The sequence below is a fragment of the Mycetocola sp. Y444 genome (assembly GCF_059445295.1).
In genome coordinates, this window is the sequence record NZ_JCAIUB010000003.1 from 594414 (window position 1) to 611255 (window position 16842).

19 protein-coding genes are annotated in these 16842 nt (G+C 65.4%); 13 read left to right on the top strand and 6 right to left on the bottom strand.

Features of this window, described 5'->3' with window-relative positions; genetic code table 11:
- Positions 1-158: 158 nt before the first annotated feature.
- Both AC1C2M_RS14335 and AC1C2M_RS14340 read left to right on the top strand, forming a co-directional pair.
- Positions 159-1373: a serine hydrolase domain-containing protein gene (locus AC1C2M_RS14335; protein ID WP_495437235.1), complete on the top strand. Its 1215-nt coding sequence runs from the start codon at positions 159-161 to the stop codon at positions 1371-1373.
- An 86-nt stretch (positions 1374-1459) separates the two neighbouring features.
- Complete coding sequence (locus AC1C2M_RS14340) at positions 1460-1990, top strand: DinB family protein (protein WP_495433529.1); 531 nt, start codon at positions 1460-1462, stop codon at positions 1988-1990.
- 10 nt (positions 1991-2000) lie between these two features.
- Here AC1C2M_RS14340 and AC1C2M_RS14345 read toward each other — a convergent pair whose 3' ends face one another.
- Positions 2001-2465 carry a universal stress protein gene (locus AC1C2M_RS14345; protein WP_483406168.1) on the bottom strand — a complete coding sequence of 155 codons (465 nt, stop codon included), beginning with the start codon at positions 2463-2465 and terminating at the stop codon, positions 2001-2003.
- Between the two features lie 56 nt (positions 2466-2521).
- Positions 2522-3367 (bottom strand): SDR family oxidoreductase, encoded by an 846-nt coding sequence (locus AC1C2M_RS14350; protein ID WP_495433530.1) that lies wholly within the window; start codon positions 3365-3367, stop codon positions 2522-2524.
- 261 nt (positions 3368-3628) lie between these two features.
- On the opposite strand from AC1C2M_RS14350, the gene AC1C2M_RS14355 reads away from it, so the two are divergent.
- From AC1C2M_RS14355 to AC1C2M_RS14370, 4 genes are all read left to right on the top strand, one after another.
- On the top strand, positions 3629-4513 hold the full coding sequence (locus AC1C2M_RS14355) for an endonuclease/exonuclease/phosphatase family protein (protein ID WP_495437237.1): 885 nt from the start codon (positions 3629-3631) through the stop codon (positions 4511-4513).
- Positions 4476-5084, top strand: coding sequence for a DUF2238 domain-containing protein (locus tag AC1C2M_RS14360; protein ID WP_495437239.1), 609 nt, complete (start codon positions 4476-4478; stop codon positions 5082-5084). Before AC1C2M_RS14355 ends, AC1C2M_RS14360 begins: the two co-directional genes overlap by 38 nt.
- Before the next feature lie 84 nt (positions 5085-5168).
- Positions 5169-5774 carry a hypothetical protein gene (locus tag AC1C2M_RS14365; RefSeq protein ID WP_483406164.1) on the top strand — a complete coding sequence of 202 codons (606 nt, stop codon included), beginning with the start codon at positions 5169-5171 and terminating at the stop codon, positions 5772-5774.
- 624 nt (positions 5775-6398) lie between these two features.
- Positions 6399-7979: an HNH endonuclease signature motif containing protein gene (locus tag AC1C2M_RS14370; RefSeq protein ID WP_495437241.1), complete on the top strand. Its 1581-nt coding sequence runs from the start codon at positions 6399-6401 to the stop codon at positions 7977-7979.
- A 136-nt stretch (positions 7980-8115) separates the two neighbouring features.
- Here AC1C2M_RS14370 and hxlA read toward each other — a convergent pair whose 3' ends face one another.
- Together hxlA and hxlB are read right to left on the bottom strand one after the other, a co-directional pair.
- A complete protein-coding gene (gene hxlA, locus AC1C2M_RS14375) occupies positions 8116-8739 on the bottom strand; it encodes a 3-hexulose-6-phosphate synthase (RefSeq protein WP_483406162.1) in 624 nt (207 codons plus the stop codon).
- A 52-nt stretch (positions 8740-8791) separates the two neighbouring features.
- Entirely contained in the window at positions 8792-9388 is a 597-nt protein-coding gene (gene hxlB / locus AC1C2M_RS14380; protein ID WP_495437243.1) for a 6-phospho-3-hexuloisomerase, read from the bottom strand.
- A gap of 100 nt (positions 9389-9488) precedes the next feature.
- Between hxlB and AC1C2M_RS14385 the strand changes: the two genes are divergently transcribed.
- On the top strand, positions 9489-10337 hold the full coding sequence (locus AC1C2M_RS14385; RefSeq protein ID WP_495437245.1) for a helix-turn-helix transcriptional regulator: 849 nt from the start codon (positions 9489-9491) through the stop codon (positions 10335-10337).
- A 79-nt stretch (positions 10338-10416) separates the two neighbouring features.
- Here AC1C2M_RS14385 and AC1C2M_RS14390 read toward each other — a convergent pair whose 3' ends face one another.
- Positions 10417-10650: a hypothetical protein gene (locus AC1C2M_RS14390; protein ID WP_495437246.1), complete on the bottom strand. Its 234-nt coding sequence runs from the start codon at positions 10648-10650 to the stop codon at positions 10417-10419.
- Positions 10651-10929: 279 nt separating this feature from the next.
- On the opposite strand from AC1C2M_RS14390, the gene AC1C2M_RS14395 reads away from it, so the two are divergent.
- The 5 genes from AC1C2M_RS14395 to AC1C2M_RS14415 all read left to right on the top strand — a co-directional run bounded on the left by AC1C2M_RS14395 (position 10930) and on the right by AC1C2M_RS14415 (position 15067).
- Positions 10930-11178 (top strand): hypothetical protein, encoded by a 249-nt coding sequence (locus AC1C2M_RS14395; protein WP_495437247.1) that lies wholly within the window; start codon positions 10930-10932, stop codon positions 11176-11178.
- A gap of 134 nt (positions 11179-11312) precedes the next feature.
- A complete protein-coding gene (nhaA, locus tag AC1C2M_RS14400; RefSeq protein ID WP_495437248.1) occupies positions 11313-12647 on the top strand; it encodes a Na+/H+ antiporter NhaA in 1335 nt (444 codons plus the stop codon).
- Between the two features lie 60 nt (positions 12648-12707).
- The gene (locus AC1C2M_RS14405; protein WP_495437250.1) at positions 12708-14099 is read left to right on the top strand and encodes a pyridoxal phosphate-dependent decarboxylase family protein; all 1392 of its coding nucleotides are present in this window, start codon (positions 12708-12710) and stop codon (positions 14097-14099) included.
- A gap of 83 nt (positions 14100-14182) precedes the next feature.
- Complete coding sequence (locus AC1C2M_RS14410) at positions 14183-14521, top strand: DUF7882 family protein (protein WP_495437252.1); 339 nt, start codon at positions 14183-14185, stop codon at positions 14519-14521.
- A gap of 63 nt (positions 14522-14584) precedes the next feature.
- On the top strand, positions 14585-15067 hold the full coding sequence (locus AC1C2M_RS14415; protein WP_495437253.1) for a DUF4259 domain-containing protein: 483 nt from the start codon (positions 14585-14587) through the stop codon (positions 15065-15067).
- A 9-nt stretch (positions 15068-15076) separates the two neighbouring features.
- Here AC1C2M_RS14415 and AC1C2M_RS14420 read toward each other — a convergent pair whose 3' ends face one another.
- The gene (locus tag AC1C2M_RS14420) at positions 15077-15955 is read right to left on the bottom strand and encodes a helix-turn-helix domain-containing protein (protein ID WP_495437254.1); all 879 of its coding nucleotides are present in this window, start codon (positions 15953-15955) and stop codon (positions 15077-15079) included.
- Between the two features lie 139 nt (positions 15956-16094).
- Here AC1C2M_RS14420 and AC1C2M_RS14425 point away from each other — a divergent pair, with 139 nt between their 5' ends.
- A complete protein-coding gene (locus AC1C2M_RS14425) occupies positions 16095-16781 on the top strand; it encodes an SDR family NAD(P)-dependent oxidoreductase (RefSeq protein ID WP_495437256.1) in 687 nt (228 codons plus the stop codon).
- The last annotated feature ends 61 nt before the right edge of the window (positions 16782-16842 follow it).

Here is a 16842-nt window from a genome sequence, read left to right on the forward strand (position 1 = left end):
CGGCGATGTCTTGATCGCATAACGGATTGACTCCACCTGTCTTTGGCCTCTCAGAGGTGTGACCGCCGGTAGGTATGATCGCCCCTCGTTGAGCCATCGGGGGATGGATGAGAACTGTTCGATCCACAGGCGCGCGCTTTGCTGCGTTTGCTGTCGCAATGAGCCTCGTCGCGGCGCTCGTCGGGTGCGCGACCGGGCCGATGCAAACGCCGATCGATCTGCCGGAACAGGCAGCGGGTGATCTTCCCGCCGCGACGGTTGAACAGCTCAACGCGGCGCTCGCCGATTCAATGTCGCTCGCTGCGGCATCCGGTGCCGTCGTCGGAGTCTGGGCCCCATGGTCGGGACACTGGACCGAGGCTGCAGGAACAGTGACGCCGGGCGGAGCACCGATGACGCTGGACATGCACTTCCGGATCGGTGGGAACACCAGGCCGATGACCTGCGATGTGCTGTTCGGCCTCGTCGATGCCGGAAAGATGTCGCTCGATGACGACGTCGCAGACTATCTTCCCGGTGTTGTCGGTGTGGACGGCAGGACCCTGGGACAGCTCTGTCGCAGCACGTCGGGCTTCGGCGCCTACCCGGTTCAACTGAAGCAGATGTTCGCGAGCAATCCGCAACGGCTCTGGACGCCCCTCGAGCTCGTCTCGCACGGCGTCTCCTACCCTGCCGTCGCCACACCGGGAACGACGTACTTCCCGTCGGAACCGAACTACGTACTTCTCGGACTCGCGCTCGAGGCGGCGACGCAGTCCAACATGGCCTCTCTCTACAACGACTACGTCTTTGAGCGGCTCGGCATGGAGAACAGCGGATACCCCGGCCCGCACGACCTGACCCTTCCCAAACCGTTCGCGACCGGCTGGGAAGGGCGCAGGCAACCGGACGGATCGTTCGCATGCGATGCACCGTATGACGAGTCCCTGCTGTCGAATTCCATGGTTTTCGCCGCTGGCGGCGTCGTGTCGACCGTCGGTGACCTGAAACGGTACGTGCAGGCCCTCGCGGTCGGCTCGCTCCGCGGCCAGGAAACGAAGGATGCCGCGTGGGAGACGATGCCGATGGAAGGGGCCCCGTCCTGGCAGTCGTACGGCCCGGGTGCCGTCCAGGTGGGACCGATGCGGGGCCAGTCCGGTTACATGCCCGGCCACATTTCCGCGATGCTCGCTGACCCGGAATCGGGTCTGACCGTTGTCGTGATGCTCAATAACTCGAGCGCTGGCGAGCAGTTCGCCCAAACGCTCGCCATGAAGCTGGCGGCCATTGCGTCGAAGGCCGCGCCGTCGGGCAAAGGGAGTCCGCCCGAGATCGGGCTGCCCTGGTCCGAGGAGCAGATGTCAGCACAGCTCGCCGCGGGTCGCGTGTGCTGACGCGGGCACCGTGCGTGGCCGTAACTCGACGGTCGGCGGCGGTTTTCCTCTCCCGGTGAGAGAGCGGCTCCGCTTAGTGTTGGGTCATGCCTATCGTCCCGGACACCAAGAACTGGACCTGGGTGCTTGCGCGCCCCTGCCCCGAGTGCGGTTTCGATGCGAGTGCCGTGCGGCTCGCCGACGTGCCGGCCATCATTCGCGAGAACACCGCGGCATGGCCCGCGGTGATGCGCGACGACCGGGTGCGGGTTCGTCCCGATGACAGCACGTGGTCACCGCTCGAGTACGCGGCTCACGTCAGGGATGTGTTCCGGATCTTCGCCTCGCGTCTCGCCGCGATGCTTTCCGACGACGATCCGCTGTTCGAGAACTGGGATCAGGATGCCACCGCAGTCGCGGAACGATACGCGGAACTCGATCCCGCTTTCGTGTCCGCTGAACTCGTCTCAGCGGGGAATCAGCTGGCCGACGCCTTCGAGGCGGTTCCCCGTGATGCGGTGTCCCGCACCGGTCGGCGCAGCGACGGCGCGGTATTCACCGTCGAGACGCTCGGACGTTATCTCGTCCACGATCCGATCCACCACCTGTGGGATGTGACCGCGCGACGCGCTGTCTGACGGTTCGCGGTTAACCGTGGACGATGAGCACAGGGCACGTCGCGTGTGCAACGCACGCGGTGCTCACCGACCCGACCAGCAGTCCGGTGAAGCCGCCGTAGCCGCGTGAACCGAGGACGAGCATCTCGGCGTCGGCGCAGTAGCGGATGAGCGTGCGGGCGGGAGGGCCGTTCAGGACCGTCTGGGTGAATCCATCGGGGCGGTCCTCTCCAAAAGCGGAGGTGACCGCGTCACCGAGGAGTTTCTCCACCTCTTTCTCCGGAGTCCAGCCCGACTCCGCCTGGTAGAAGTCGTAGAGGGAGTGGGCCTGCTGCCACACCGCGACAGCCTCGAGCGGGGCACCGAGCGCCTCCGCGAGCCGCCGCGCATGACGGAGTGCCTTGATCGACAGCTCTGAACCGTCGATTCCCACGACTATCGGGCGGGGTCGGGTTGCAGTGGGGTCGGCCGATGGTGTGGATTCGCTGTCGCTCATGTAAGCAGTATTCTCCGTTCGACCGGGAAACGTTAGGGCCGGTGGCCCAGGAACCCTCAGCGCCGGTCGGTGGACCCGCTGGAAATCCCGACGAGCCTCTCGCTCTTGTCCCACAGCTCGGCGGCCAGCGCTTCGTCGTATGCGAGCGGATTCGCCTTGGCGATCCGCCGCTTCGCGTAGTACGCGCCGGAGACCCAGTCGACACCGGGGGTCGACTGCGCGAGCCAGACCAGAGTGTCTGCGCCCTGTTCGGGCGAGATCAGCAGGAACCGGAAAACGCTGCGGTAGATGTGGCGCATTGCGGTCGTCGAGCCTGTGGCGAAGCTCGTCGCGACGACACCGGGGTGAAACGCTGCTGTCGAGATTCCCGAGTCGGAGAAGCGCCTGTTCAGCTCTGCGGTGAAGAGGATGTTCGCGAGTTTCGCGTTTCCGTACGCCCGGTTCTCCGAGTACCCGTGTTCCAGGTTGAGGTCGTCGATGTCGAACTTCGCGAATCGGGTGTTGGCAATGCTCGAGGTGTTGATGATGCGCGCCTTGCTTTCGATCAGGCGGTCCATCAGCAGGTGGGTGAGGAGGAAGGGCGCGAGGTGGTTGACCTGGAAGGTCGTCTCATTTCCGTCGACGGTGAGCTGCCGTGGCCCGAAGATGCCGCCAGCGTTATTGGCAAGAACGTCGATCCGTTCGTAGTTATCGCGGAGGTCCGCTGCGAGCTTTCTGACATCGTCGAGTTTTGAGAAATCAGCGGTGAAGGATGCCACCTTCAGATCGTTGGCCACCGCCTTCGTTTTCTCCGGCGACCTGCCGACCACGATGACGGTGTCGCCCGCCTCGTGCAGGCGACGGGCGGCCTCAGCTCCGATGCCGTCACTCGCTCCGGTGATGACGACTGTTCGTGCGGTCATGCTGCCTCGATTCGTGTTGGGCCCGTGCCCGGCGTGCCGTCGGCTCTCGTGCCGGCGTGCTCCTCGAGCAGCCTATGCCGATCCGGCGTCTCACCCCGTGGGTTGACAGGAACCGTCCCTGGTCAACACCACAGCGCTGTCCGCAACCAATCAAAAGGCTGTAGCGGCGTATCTGTGACGCGGATAGCCTGACCGGATGACCACGATGATGAGGGGTGCGGTGATGAGCGGGCTCCGACACTGCCAGGGAGGTGCGCGGCTGTGAGTGATCCGTCAGCGGCTGATCCCGCCCTCATCGGTCCGACCAGCCCGGCTCGGCTGCACGTCATGTGCTGGAACATCCGCAGGCCTTTTCCGCATCTGGCGCGACGGCATCCTGACCGGTGGGAAGACCGCAAATGGCTCGCGGTCCGCCTGCTGGCGAGCGAGCAACCCTCGGTGATCGGGATGCAGGAGGTCATGCCAGACCAGTTGCACTTTCTGCGGGCGGCCTTTGGGCCGTTCTGGCAGTGGGTGGGGTACGGCAGGAATGCCGACCATGGCGGCGAACACATTCCTATTTTCTTCGACTCCGAGCGGCTAAGGCTGCAGTCGTGGAAGCAGTTCGCGCTCTCGGACACCCCGGAGGTGCCTGGCTCACGATCGTGGGGAAATTTGGTCCCGCGAGTGGCGGTTGTCGCCGATTTCGTGGACCTCGCCACCGGGCTGCCGATACGGCTGATCAACACCCACTTCGATCACTACTCGCGTAAATCCCGTGAGCGGTCAGCGCGCATGGTGAGTGAGCTGGCGGCCGAGGCACCCGCCGCCGCGATTGTCATGGGTGACATGAACACGACACCGCGGTCGCTGCCGTATCGGTATATGACGCGAGACGGCGCACTCCAGGACAGCTGGGTGGTCGCCGAGCGCCGCCTCACGGAGGGGTGGGTGACGTACTCGGGATACCGTCCGCCACGGCGGGGAGGCAAGCGCATTGATTGGATCCTCGTCAACGACGCTGTCGCCGTTGAATCTGTGGCCATCAACGCTGTCCGTTATTCCGGTGCCGCGGCATCCGACCACGAACCAATCCAGGCAGTGCTGCGGATGAGGAGGAGAAGCGAGAGTGCCCCACGCGACACTGTTTCATCATCGGCTGGTTGAGAATTTCCTCCGGCCGGCGCGCACCACGGGAGAGCATGCCGCCGATCTCCTCCGGGTTATCGGACTGGTAAGCCTGGTCGTCGTAGCCTTCGGCTGGGGCTTTGTAGCCATGGCGGTGTTCGCGTTGTCGATGCTCGGCGTGGTTCTGCCGCGGTTCCTCGGCGCGCGAGCAACCCTCGATGTCGCGGTCTGCGTCGCCGTTCTCGTGGCGGCCTGGAGCGCTGTGCTCCAGCTCTACCAGGCGATTGCGTGGTGGGACATCGTTGTCCACTGCACCCTCAACGGGCTGATCGCGGCTGTGGCCTGGGTGCTCTGCACGCAGCTCGGGGTTTCGCTTGTCGAGGCGGAGTCGAGGTATCGGTTCGTGCTCACGGTCAGCCTGACGACGGCGTTCGGTCTTGCGCTCGGGGCGGTGTGGGAGATGTGGGAGTGGTTCGGCCACACTTACCTCGACGAATCCATCTACGTGTCGTACACCGACACCGTCGGGGATATCGCCGCTGGCGGTGTCGGTTCGTTGATCGCGGGCTTTTCAATGCGCTTTCTCGCGGGGGCGAACCGAGGCGGATAACGGCATCCGATGGCCTTCTTTCTCCAATGCGCCACCCCTCAAGGGAAAGGTGCACCGCGAGAGGGTTCGCGAGACAATTGACCGGTGTCCTTCTTCCGTCGCCGCCCCAAACGCGTGAGTCTCGGCACCTATAAGCCCGCGCCAGAGGAACCGATCGCTCCCATCGGCAGGGTTGTCGACGAAGGCGTGCTCATCACGGCGTCGTCGGTGCGGATGGCCATCAAGAACAAGTTGATCGTCGGCGCGCTCCGTGATGACCGCAAGTTCGACGCAGAGTCCCTCGGTGAGGCTGCCCGTCAGGAATTTCTCGCGGCCGCCGAGGAGAACGCGGCGACCGCGGAACGGCTCGAGAGACTGGGGCACTATGCGTATTCGGTCGGAGCCGCAGACCTGGCCGACCCATTCATCGATGAAGACGAGATCGATGAACAGCACAGGCGGCGACCCCAGGTACATCGCGCGCTCGCCGATGCACTGAGGGCCGAGGCTGATAACCCGGAGCGGATTCGCGAGGTCGTGGAACAGGCACGGGACGACGCCTGGGAGGAGATCGGCAGGGAGTTGCGGTCGAGGCTGCGGAACACGGGTTACGTTCGCGACAACGATCCGAAGTATGAGAAGTTGCGGGCGAAGCGGATAAGCGACTTCAAGAGAGACGTTTTGGCTGGCCTGCAGAGTGTGGGCGACTGAGCGTCAGCCGCGTTTCGGGAGGAAGAACCGGGTGCCCGGCCTCGTATTGTGATTCGCCGCCGCGATTCCCCTCCCGAAAAACCCCGCCGCCCTCCCTGATTTGCGGCGTCGAGGGCGGTGCCGGATGCCGCGGTCAGCGCCAGCTGGGCGGGGGTGGTAGCCGAGTCCTGGAGGCGGCAGTCGAGCCTCGGAGGTGTCAGCCGCGTTTCGGGAGGAAGAACCGGGTACCCGGCCTCGTATTGCGATTCGCCGCCGCGATCCTCCTCCCGAAAAACCATCACTGTCGCTGATCCGGAGATCTGAGGCGCTGCCGGATGCCGCGGTCAGCGCCTCGGCTCGGTCAACGCCGATGTCAGTGGCTGGGTGTGTACTGAAGTCATGAACATCCCGGTCAGCTGCTCAATCCGCACCCTTACAGGGTCGCGTTCGAACGCCCGGGATGGTGCCGGTGCGAGGCCCCCAGTGTGGCAGTTCCAATGTCAGTGGTTGGGTGTGTACTGAGGTTATGAACATCCCGGTCAGCAGTCCGATCCGCCACCGTTCTGGTGTGGCGGGTTTCGGTCTGGCCGTGCCCGGTACCGAAGGTCCGGTGGGTGGGGGTGTGCGGGTGTCATGAGCCTCGCGGTGAGCGACTTTCCGCCGGCCGGTGTGCCGGAGGGGGAGAGTGCGCTCATCGGACTGCTCACTCATCTGGGGCAGGTGGTTGATGTTCTTGACCTGGATCACCTCGACCGGTTGACCGGCGAACAGTTGCTGACGCAGCTGGGCCAGGTCGCCGGGGTGGTGCGAGCCGGTGAAGCGGTCCTCGCAGCGTTGAGTGCCGAGGTCGCGGACCGGTCCGACCCGGCCCGGGGCAACGACGGGTTGGCGGTGAAACACAACTACCAGCGTCCGTCGCACCTGATCGAGGTGATCACCGGAGTGTCCTCCGCTGCCGCGTCACGGTTCATCCGGGTCGGGCAGCGGACCTGCCGCCGCTCCACGGATGCCGGGTTCCCGTTGCCGCCGTTGTTCCCGGTGGTCGGTGAGGCGTTCCGGCAGGGTTTGATCGGGGTGGAAACCGCTGAAGCGATCACGCGGGAACTCTCTTTGGCCGCACCCCGCGCTGAGGTGGAGCACCTCGCGATTGCCGAACGCACCCTGGTCAGTGAGGCGGTCGGTGCGGGCTGGCGCGACGGCTTACCGATGTCGGCCGACCTTGTGGGGATTCAGGCTCGGCAGTGGCGTGACCGGCTGGACGAAGACGGGATCGAACCCCTGACCGACAAAGCGTTCCAGAAACGTGACTTCTGGATCGCCCGTGCCGCGAAGGACGGGTTGGTGAAGTTCGGAGGGCAGGTCACCGTCGATGTCGGCGCGAAACTCCACGCGCTGCTCGATGCGGTGTTGAGTCCGAAGACCGCGGACCGATACGCCCCAACGGCCGCGGACGCTGCCGCGGGTTCTGGTGATGGAACAGGCGGAGCTGGTGGCACCGGAACCGGCGACAGCGGCGCCACCACATCCGGCGACACAGGCACCTTCGGATCCGGCGACGCGGGCGCCTTCGCATCCGGCGCTTCTCGAATCGTGGCCGGCACCAATCCAGACACCGCTGACTCACCGCAAGGTACCGACGGGAGCCCCGCTGCGGAGTTCAGCGAACCCATCCGGGCCCGCCGCACCGCGGGGCAGCAACGCGCTGACGTGTTCGCCGCGATGATCGACGCCCTCGCCCGCTCCACCGACACGCCCAGTGTCACCGGTGCTGCACCGACCGTCGTCGTGACGGTCAATGCGGACGTCATCGACTCGAAGTCCGGTACCGGACAGATCGTGGGAGTGAACAGCCCGGTGGCGCCATCGACGATCAGCCAGATTCTCTGTGACGCGAGCATTATCCCGGTATTCATCGACCCCGACGGCACCGTCGTTGCCCTCGGCAACGACCAACGTGGGTTCAACCGGACGCAACGGATGGGGATGATCGCCCGCGACGGTCCAACCTGCGCGATGCCGGACTGTCAGATCCCGGCCACCGGCTGCGAAGCCCACCACATCATCCCGCACTCCGAAGGTGGGCCCACCCATCTCGATAACGGTGTGTTGTTCTGCTGGTTCCACCATCGGATGGTCGACACCGGAGTCTTCACCGTCACGATGGTGAACGGCAAACCCAAGGTCACCATCGCCGAATGGATCCGCCGGAAACCATACTTCCGATAAATGACCGCAACTTCGGCTCCAGACAGCACAACACCCGGCACGTGCGCATAAACGCTCGTGCCGGGTGCCGGGTGCCGGGTGCCGGGTGCCGGGTGCCGGGTGCCGGGTGCAGGACTCGTGTCCGGCTCAGGACTCCCTAGCCGATCGCCGCACGCAGAGCGGCCGCAGCTGCTCCGACGTCGGGTGCGCCGTAGATCGCTCCGCCGGCAACGGCAACCTGTGCACCGGAGGCCTTGACCGAAGCAATGGTCGTGACATTGACCCCGCCAGCGACGGAGAACGGTGTGCCAGACGCTTCTCCATCACGCAGAAGCGTGTCGAACGTGAAGCCTTCTTCGGCCTGCTCGTCGAGTCCGGCGTGCATCTCCACGAACTCGGCGCCGAGTGCGACAACCTCGCGCGCTCGGGCGGGCTTGTCCGCCACACCGATAAGGTCCACGACGATGCCCTTGCCGTGCTTCTTCGCGGCCTTCACGGCTCCGGCGATCGTGCTGTCACCGGCAACGCCGAGCACGGTGACGAGGTCAGCACCCGCCGTGAACGCGATGTCGGCCTCGAGCTCGCCAGCATCCATTGTCTTGAGGTCCGCGAAAACGACCTTGTCAGGGTGTGCCGCCTTCACCGCGGTGATCGCGGAGAGACCGGCGCTCTTGATGAGGGGAGTGCCGAGTTCGAGGATGTCGACGTGCGGCGCGGCAGCAGCGGCGAGTTCGAGGGCGGCCTCGGTGGTCAGGGTGTCCATAGCGAACTGAAGCTTCATAGTGTGTTCCTTCTGTTGGTGATGTGATCGCGTGCGAGTGCAGCGGGATCGGTCATTCAAGATTTGAGTGGCGTGGCCAGAGATCGTCTGCGCTCTGTCCCGAGCGAAGCCAGAGGGTGTGAAACAGGGCGTCTCCCACAACCATGACGGTCTGCTCGAACAGGCTTCCGGCGTACTGGCCCGAGACCGAACCGGAACGGTCGAGCTTGCCCGCCGCCGGCACAACCATGACCACGGTGGCGAGAGCAGCCAGCGGGGAATCAGCGGCCGTCGTGATGGCGACCACGGATGCACCAGCGTTCGCGGCAGCATCCGCCCCGCGAATTGTTGCCGGCGTCGTCCCCGAACCGCTTGCCGTCACGAGGACGTCACCGGGTCCGATCGCCGGAGCTGTCACTTCACCGACGACATGGACGCTGAGGCCGAGGTGCATCAGGCGCATGGCTGTCATCTGTAGCGCCAGTCCCGACCGCCCCGCTCCGAGCACGAAAACCCGACGAGCGCCGTGCACCGCGTTCGCGACGTCGGCGAGATCGTCGGTGCCGTGTGCGGCAATCGCATCTGTCGTTGCGGTGAGTTCCCGCATGATCGTGGCGAGGGATGCCGTCACCTCGGTGTTCGGGATCGTCGCCGTCTCGGAATTCGTCATTGGTCCATCGTCTCCAGACGGCGGCCCCGAGGTCCCCGCCCGCCCGTGCAGTCGGCCTACCCATCGGGGGAGGTACAGCTTCTCTGGGTAGGTTGAACCGGTGACAATCGACAGCGAGCATCCGACCCCCGTACCCCGAAGACTCCAGCTCGAGCACGCGCAGGCGGTTGCCGAACAGGCCGACCGGCACGCCGTGACACTCGAGTCGATCCTTGCCGTTCTCCGCTCGTCGCGGCTGGATGACCGCGCGAGCCGAACGACGGCGATCGACCTGGCATCCGCGTCGCTGATCGGGTTGCGCAGCACCACCGATCAGCAGCGCGGCACCATGCTCGAACCCGTGGACGGAGCCTTTGCCCGGCTTCGCTCCGACCTGCGTCCGCTTGCCCGGTTCGGCGGGCTCGACGTGCAATTCGTCGAACCGCCCACCGGGGGTCGCGCCCTGCCCGGAGAGGTTGCCCACGCGGCGCGGGCGATTGTGCGCAGCGCGGTGCTTGCCCTCGTGGATCAGGAAGACGCCAAACGTGTGCGGATCCAATGGGATTGCGACGGCCTCAATCTGCTGATCGACATCCGGGACGATGGTGAAGGCAGCATCAGCGCCCACGACGACTCACTGCGTCCCATCGCGGAACGGGTTTCCGCACTCGACGGCGGTCTCGACGTGTCATCGACAACGGGCTGGGGGACGACGCTCGCGATCCGACTCCCGCTGGACCCGCCCGCCGAGACGAAACCGCTCGAGGATTCCGCCGACTTCAGCCCCCGCGAACGTGACGTGCTTCGACTGGTGGCATCGGGCGCGCGCAACCGTGCGATCGCTGCTCAGCTGGGCATCACCGACAACACCGTCAAGTTCCACGTGTCAAACCTGCTCCGCAAGGCCGGGGTCCGCACGCGCGGTGAGCTGACGGCGATCGCCGCCGCTTCAACGCGCTCACGCCAGTAGTCCCCGTCGTCGCTGCACGCCCCGGGCGGGCCTGTCGCCCTTCAGGCAATGGCGGATGCCGCTGCGGCATTGGGGCGGATCAGCGGAAGGCCGGAGTACCCAACCGCAGCCCCCAGGGGTGCGGGCCGGCCAAGAACCAGACGAGCGCTGCGATAAGGGGAGAGACGACAAACCCGACGATCCAAAGGTTTCGTTCGACCCGCGAAAGGTCACGGGTCCGGACGATCTGTACGATGCCGTAACCGATGGCGGCCAGGTACGCCCCGCCGGCGAGACCAGCGACCAGCCAGGTGAGAACGAGGTCAGGATTCACGGGTTTCTCCTTCGGCTGGTGGCTCTCAAGCTACGGCCACGGGTGGTCCCGGTCAAGAGCGAACCCCCGACTCGCGTGACCGTTCCAGGTCAAGCGTCTGGATCGTCCGGTTCAACACCGACAACCCGGAAACGGCCAGAGAGCCGCTCCAGAGAGACGCGCCCGGACCTCCCTGTTGACCGATGTCAAGTCCTGACGTGACTTGTGTTGTGAACCTACGGTGGAAGACCCTCGCGGGCAAGTCTCAGCGGTATCGCTGACGAAGAAGTGGAGAAGTGAGTGCCGGTTTCCCGGAATGTTGAAGCAAAGCCGGTGTTGGAGATTCTTGCCATCAGCGACCACGAGTGGCGCGTGTGCGATGGGCGGTTCAGCCAGAGCGATGCCAGACGGATGCTGGGCTACATCGGCAGGACAGCGGGCGTTTACGAATTGGTGCGTCTGCAACACGGTCCTGAATGGGAGCGCTTCGACACGCTGCAGGCCGCACTAGATGCGCTTGTGGAGCCTGCCGGCCCAACCCCGTCGTAATGCCAACTTCGTGGCCATTGCTCTCCCGGTATAGGTCTGTGCCGTTCCGGAGTTCGGCCGGATAGTATCGACGTGGTGCGCCGGGAAGTCTGGTCGGCAAATTCGATCAACGACCCATTTTTCAAGGAGTTCCCATGGCAACCCTGCCGCCAGACCGCCCCAACGTACTGTCGCGGGGCAGCTACTCCGAAGCGAGCAGAATCGCGACGATCCTCCGTAAGGAAACTGTCGGCGGGATGCTCCTGGTCGCCGCCGCGCTCATCGCCCTGATCTGGGCGAACTCGCCCGCCGCAGACAGTTACTTCGCCCTGCGGGACTTCAAGGTCGGTTACGAGCCCTGGCACCTCGAATTGAGTCTGGGGGCCTGGGCATCCGACGGGCTCCTCGCCGTCTTCTTCTTCCTCGTCGGCCTCGAGCTGAAGCGAGAGCTGGTTGCAGGTGACCTGCGCGACTTCCGTAAAGCGGTGATTCCCGTTGCGGCGGCGGTCGGCGGAGTCCTCGTTCCAGCGCTCATTTATGCCGCCATCAACTGGGGAAACGACGCCACAATCGGCGGTTGGGCGATCCCCACAGCGACCGACATCGCCTTTGCGGTGGCCGTCCTCGCCATAGTCGGCTCCCACCTGCCGAGCGCGCTTCGGATCTTCCTCCTGACCCTCGCCGTCGTCGACGACCTGATTGCCATCCTGATCATCGCCGTCTTCTACACGACAGACATCAACGTGGTGGCCCTGGGACTCACACTGATTCCGCTTGCGCTGTACACCTTCCTCGCCCAGAAGTACCGGCGATTCTTCGGTCTGAAGCCTGCGGCGGCGTGGCTCATCCTGCTGCCCCTCGGTGTCGTCACCTGGGCGCTGCTCCACGCCTCCGGGATTCACGCAACGATCGCCGGTGTTCTGCTTGGCTTCGCGATTCCGGTGATCAGGAGCAAAGCCAGTGGCGGCCCGGCGGCTGGGCCCGGCCTGTCTGAGATCTTCGAGCACCGGTTCCGGCCGATCTCCGCCGGGTTCGCCGTGCCCGTCTTCGCTTTCTTCTCTGCCGGCGTCGCGATCGGTGGCGTTGATGGCTTCACCTCCGCCCTGATGGACCCGGTCACGATAGGCATCATCATTGCCCTCGTCGCCGGAAAGCCCGTCGGAATCCTGGGAACAACATGGCTGGTCTCAAAATTCACCCGGGCGAGGCTCGACCCATCCTTCCGCTGGGTGGACCTGTTCGGTGTCGGCCTGCTCGCGGGAATCGGTTTCACCGTTTCGCTTCTCATCGCCGAGCTGAGTTTCGGATTCGGCAGCCTCGAAAACGACCACGCCAAGGTGGCGATTCTGACGGCATCCGTTCTGGCTGCCCTGCTCGCGACAGTGGTACTGCGCATCCGGAACCGCAGGTACAAGCAGATCGAAGCCGAGGAGCGCGTGGACGCGGACAACGACGGGACCCCCGACGTGTACCAGGGCGGCGGACGCTGAGCCTGCACGTTACCGACGCAGGGGGTGTTGCGCCGAGCCGGCCAGGTCTAGCCTCTGACTGTGGCTGCACATCCTGACGCCTACCGCCAACCTCTCGACCGCGCACGGGAGCACTCCCTGGAGTGGCTCGCGTCACTGCCAACGCGCCAGGTGCGGCCACAGCAAACCGCAGATCAGGTCGCCGAGCATTTCTCCATTCCGCTGCCAGACGGCCCAACCGATCCGGCAGCGGTTGTCGATGAGCTGGCCAGGTTCGCCGAACCCGGCCTCATGGCGATGCCGTCCGGCCGGTTCTACGGCTGGGTAATCGGCGGAACGCTTCCCGCCGCCCTCGCGTCGGACTGGCTCGTCAGCGCCTGGGACCAGAACAGCGCTCTCCGGTACGCCTCGCCCGCAACGGCCGCCATCGAACAAGCGGCAGGGGACTGGATCCTCGACCTGCTCGGCCTCCCAGCAACGGCAGACGTCGGCTTCACAACAGGCGGCACCGTCGCAAACTTCGTCGGTCTCGCTGCTGGTCGAAAAGCGGTTCTGGATGCCGTCGGCTGGGACCTCGATGCCCACGGTCTGGCGGGCGGCCCACGGGTCACCGTGCTCGTCGGCCAGGGACGACACGCGTCGGTGGACCTCGCCCTCCGTTACCTCGGCCTCGGCGCCCCGACTCCTGTCGCCTCCGACGTTCAGGGCAGGCTCATCGCTTCAGCGTTGACGGATGCCCTCGCGAGCGTCGACGGCCCGGTGATCGTCTGTCTCCAGGCGGGCAACCTGCACTCGGGCGCCTTCGACCCGATGAAAGAGACCATCCGAGCGGCACACGAACACGGCGCCTGGGTGCACGTCGATGGGGCGTTCGGGCTCTGGGCCGCAGCAAGCCCGCGCTACCGAGGCGTGCTCGACGGAATCGACATGGCGGATTCCTGGGCGACCGACGCCCATAAGACCCTCAACGTGCCGTATGACTGCGGCATCGCGATCGTCGCTCAACCTCCGGTCCTCCGCTCCACCTTCGGCGTTCACACCGACTATCTGATTCACGACGACCACGGCCCGGGCGACCCATGGGAGAAGGTCCCCGAACTCTCCCGCCGCGCCCGCGGCGTCCCCGTCTGGGCAGCACTGCGCTCACTGGGGCGCTCAGAAACCGTCGCACTGGTTGAGCGCCTCGTCGACACCGCGGCCGAGCTCGCCGCCGGGCTCTCGCGCGTGCCTGGCATCGAGGTCCTCAACGACGTCGTTTTCACCCAGGTCTGTCTCGCCTTCGGCCCAGACGACCTCACCCGCAGGGTCACCGAGCAGCTCATCGCCGATGGCTCAGTGTGGATGTCCGGTTCGCATTGGCAGGGCAGGGACATCCTGCGCATCTCCGTGAGCAACTGGTCGACGGATGCCGACGACATCGCCACGTCGATCGAGGCGGTTCGGCACGCCTTCGAGATCGCATCGTCCACCTGAATACCGGTCTTTCCCGCCGGCCGACCCGGGAGTAGTCTCGGGGCAACGGCGAGTCCCGTATACCCGCCGGGTAGGGAGTCCTGGTGGGACGGCTTGTTTACGATTCGACGACGAGCATCAACCTCGACGACCGCACGCTCGCGCACCTTCAGATCGTGATTGGTGCGAAGCTCAGGCGAGGCGAAAGCTTTCCCTTCCGCTGGAAGCTGCCTGATGGCGCCGGGGGACTACCCGGGAGCCTGTGGATTGCGCCGGGGATCTCGCTTCACTTCAGGTACGACGAATCGAGACTGCCCAATATCAACCTCGACTGGATCAGCGCGCTCACCGCGTCGTCCAACTCGGATGCCGGGCTGCGGCTGATCAGTGAACCGATGGCGTCGCAGGACGACGTGCGCGAAGAGCGGGTGGGTCGGCCGTAGCGCAGCGACGCGACGGTCGGCGACATGCCCCCGCCAGCCGCGATGTCCCCCTAGGATTCCCTCATGGGAACCTGGAGTGGACAACCGTTTGGCAATGACGCCGCAGCCGACTGGGCATGGGAACTGGACGGGTCCGACGGCTGGGATGCTGTCCTTGAGGCGCTTCAGGCCGTGCTTGACACAGCTCCCGCGTCCGTGGACGCTGACGCGGCAACCGTCGCCATCGCCGCCGCTGAGGTCGTGGCACATCAGCGTGGGCGGCCTACGCAGTCCGACAGCTACACCGAGAGCATTTCGTCCTTCGTCGATCGCGTCCCTGCCCCGCCCGCTGAGGTCGCCTCTATCGCGCTGAGGGCCCTCGACGTCGCAACGGTCCCTGACGGCGAACTCGCAGAGTTGTGGGCCGATGCGGGTGCGGACGAATGGACCGAGGCCAACCAGCGCATTCGCGAGGCGCTCTCACTGCCCCCACTGGTGGCATCCGCCCCTGCCGCTCCCAGGAAGCGGACCGGCTGGGGCTGGGGCAAGGGCAACCGGGAGAGCTGACCGCGGGTGTCAGGACCGGGCCGTTACCGACGGATCCTGGCTCTGCAGTTCGAGTGACGGATCCGAGGTGGGGGCGCTCGCGGATGCCAGCAGCGCCAGTTTGTCTGCATCGATCGACCCTGCGTCAGCGTGAAAGACGACGAGCATGATGCCGTCAGTGCCGCCGATGCTCAGTCGTTCCCGGTTGAGGACGAGTTCCCCGACCTGAGGGTGGTCGAACCGAATCAGTGTGCCGTACTGGCCGCGGACCTCGTGGCGCGCCCAGAGCTGGCGGAAGCGCGGGCTCGCCAGACTGAGCTGCCCGGTGAGCTCAATGAACCGTGGATCATCGATGTCATTGCCGACGGCCTGCCGGAGATTCGCGATGAAGCACTCAGTGAGGTCTTCCCAATCCGGTTGCAGCGCCTGCTCGCCCTGATCGAGGAACAGATCCCTGAGCTGGTTTCCGCCGACGTTGAGTCCGGGGGACAGCGCTCGGGCGAGGGGGTTCGAGGCAAGCACGTCGAAGTATCTGCCCTCGATGAACGCTGGCTGGACGAGGGAGTCGAGGAGTTTGAGGGCTCCGGACGGCACCGTCTCTTGCCGTGGCCGCCGTTTCCGCTGGCGCGGAACATCCGCCACCAGTGTCAGCAGGTGGGAGAGGTGCTCGTCGTTGAGGTTCAGCACGCGAGCTATCGACTCGAGCACCTGAATCGAGGGGTTGCGATCGCGACCGCGCTCGAGGCGCAGGTAGTAGTCGGCACTGATGCCGGCAAGCATGGCGACTTCCTCGCGCCGCAGCCCGGGCACGCGACGGACTCCACCGTCGGGAATACCGACCTGCTGCGGGGTCACCAGTTCGCGGCGCGCCCGCAGGTATGCGCCGAGGGGATTCGTTGTCTCGCTCACGACGCCAGCCTATGGCTGTGTGGCGCGGAGTGAGGGGGCCCTGTCATACCCCCGGCTGGAAAGGGTGCTGGTTGGCGGTGTGCGCTTCTCATAGCTTCCTTAACGGCCCGATCGGGCCGCTTATTTCGAGAGGAGACGCATGAGCGTCGCACTGGTTACCGGGGCAAACAGGGGCATCGGATTTGAGACCGCCAGACAGCTGGTGGAGTTGGGGCACATCGTGTACATCGGCGCGCGGGACGCTGAGCGGGGTGAGGAGGCTGCCGCGTCGCTCGGTGCGCGATTTGTGCAGCTCGATGTGACCGATGACCTGTCGGTAACGAACGCGCTGGGGGCTATCGGGGATGTCGAGGGCCAGCTGGACATCCTGGTGAACAACGCGGGAATTCAGGAGTTTGGCGATGTCGACGGCCCTATGGCGCTGCGAGCGTTCGACACCAACGCGGTGGGAGTCGTGCGCGTCACGGAAGCTGCGCTCCCGCTGCTGAAGAAATCGTCCAACCCGACGGTGGTTACCGTCTCGAGCAGCGCGGGGTCGTTCTGGGCGGTTAACAATCCCGACCGGGTCGAATCGCAACTGAGGAATCTCCTCTATGCCGCGTCCAAGGCGGCGGCCACCATGCTCACCATCCAGTACGCCAAGTCGCATCCCGGCATCAAGTTCAACGCACTCGAACCGGGGTACACCGCCACAGACATGACGGCGGCGTTCGAAGGCGGCAGGCCGCCCGCGGAGAGTGCGCAAACCGTCGTGCGCCTGGCGACCCTCGACCCGAACGGCCCGACAGGGACGTTCCAGGACGAAGACGGGCACCTTCACTGGTGAGAACGGCATCCCCCCGTACGCAAGCACGCCTGACCACTCGAACAATCGAAGGAATTGAATC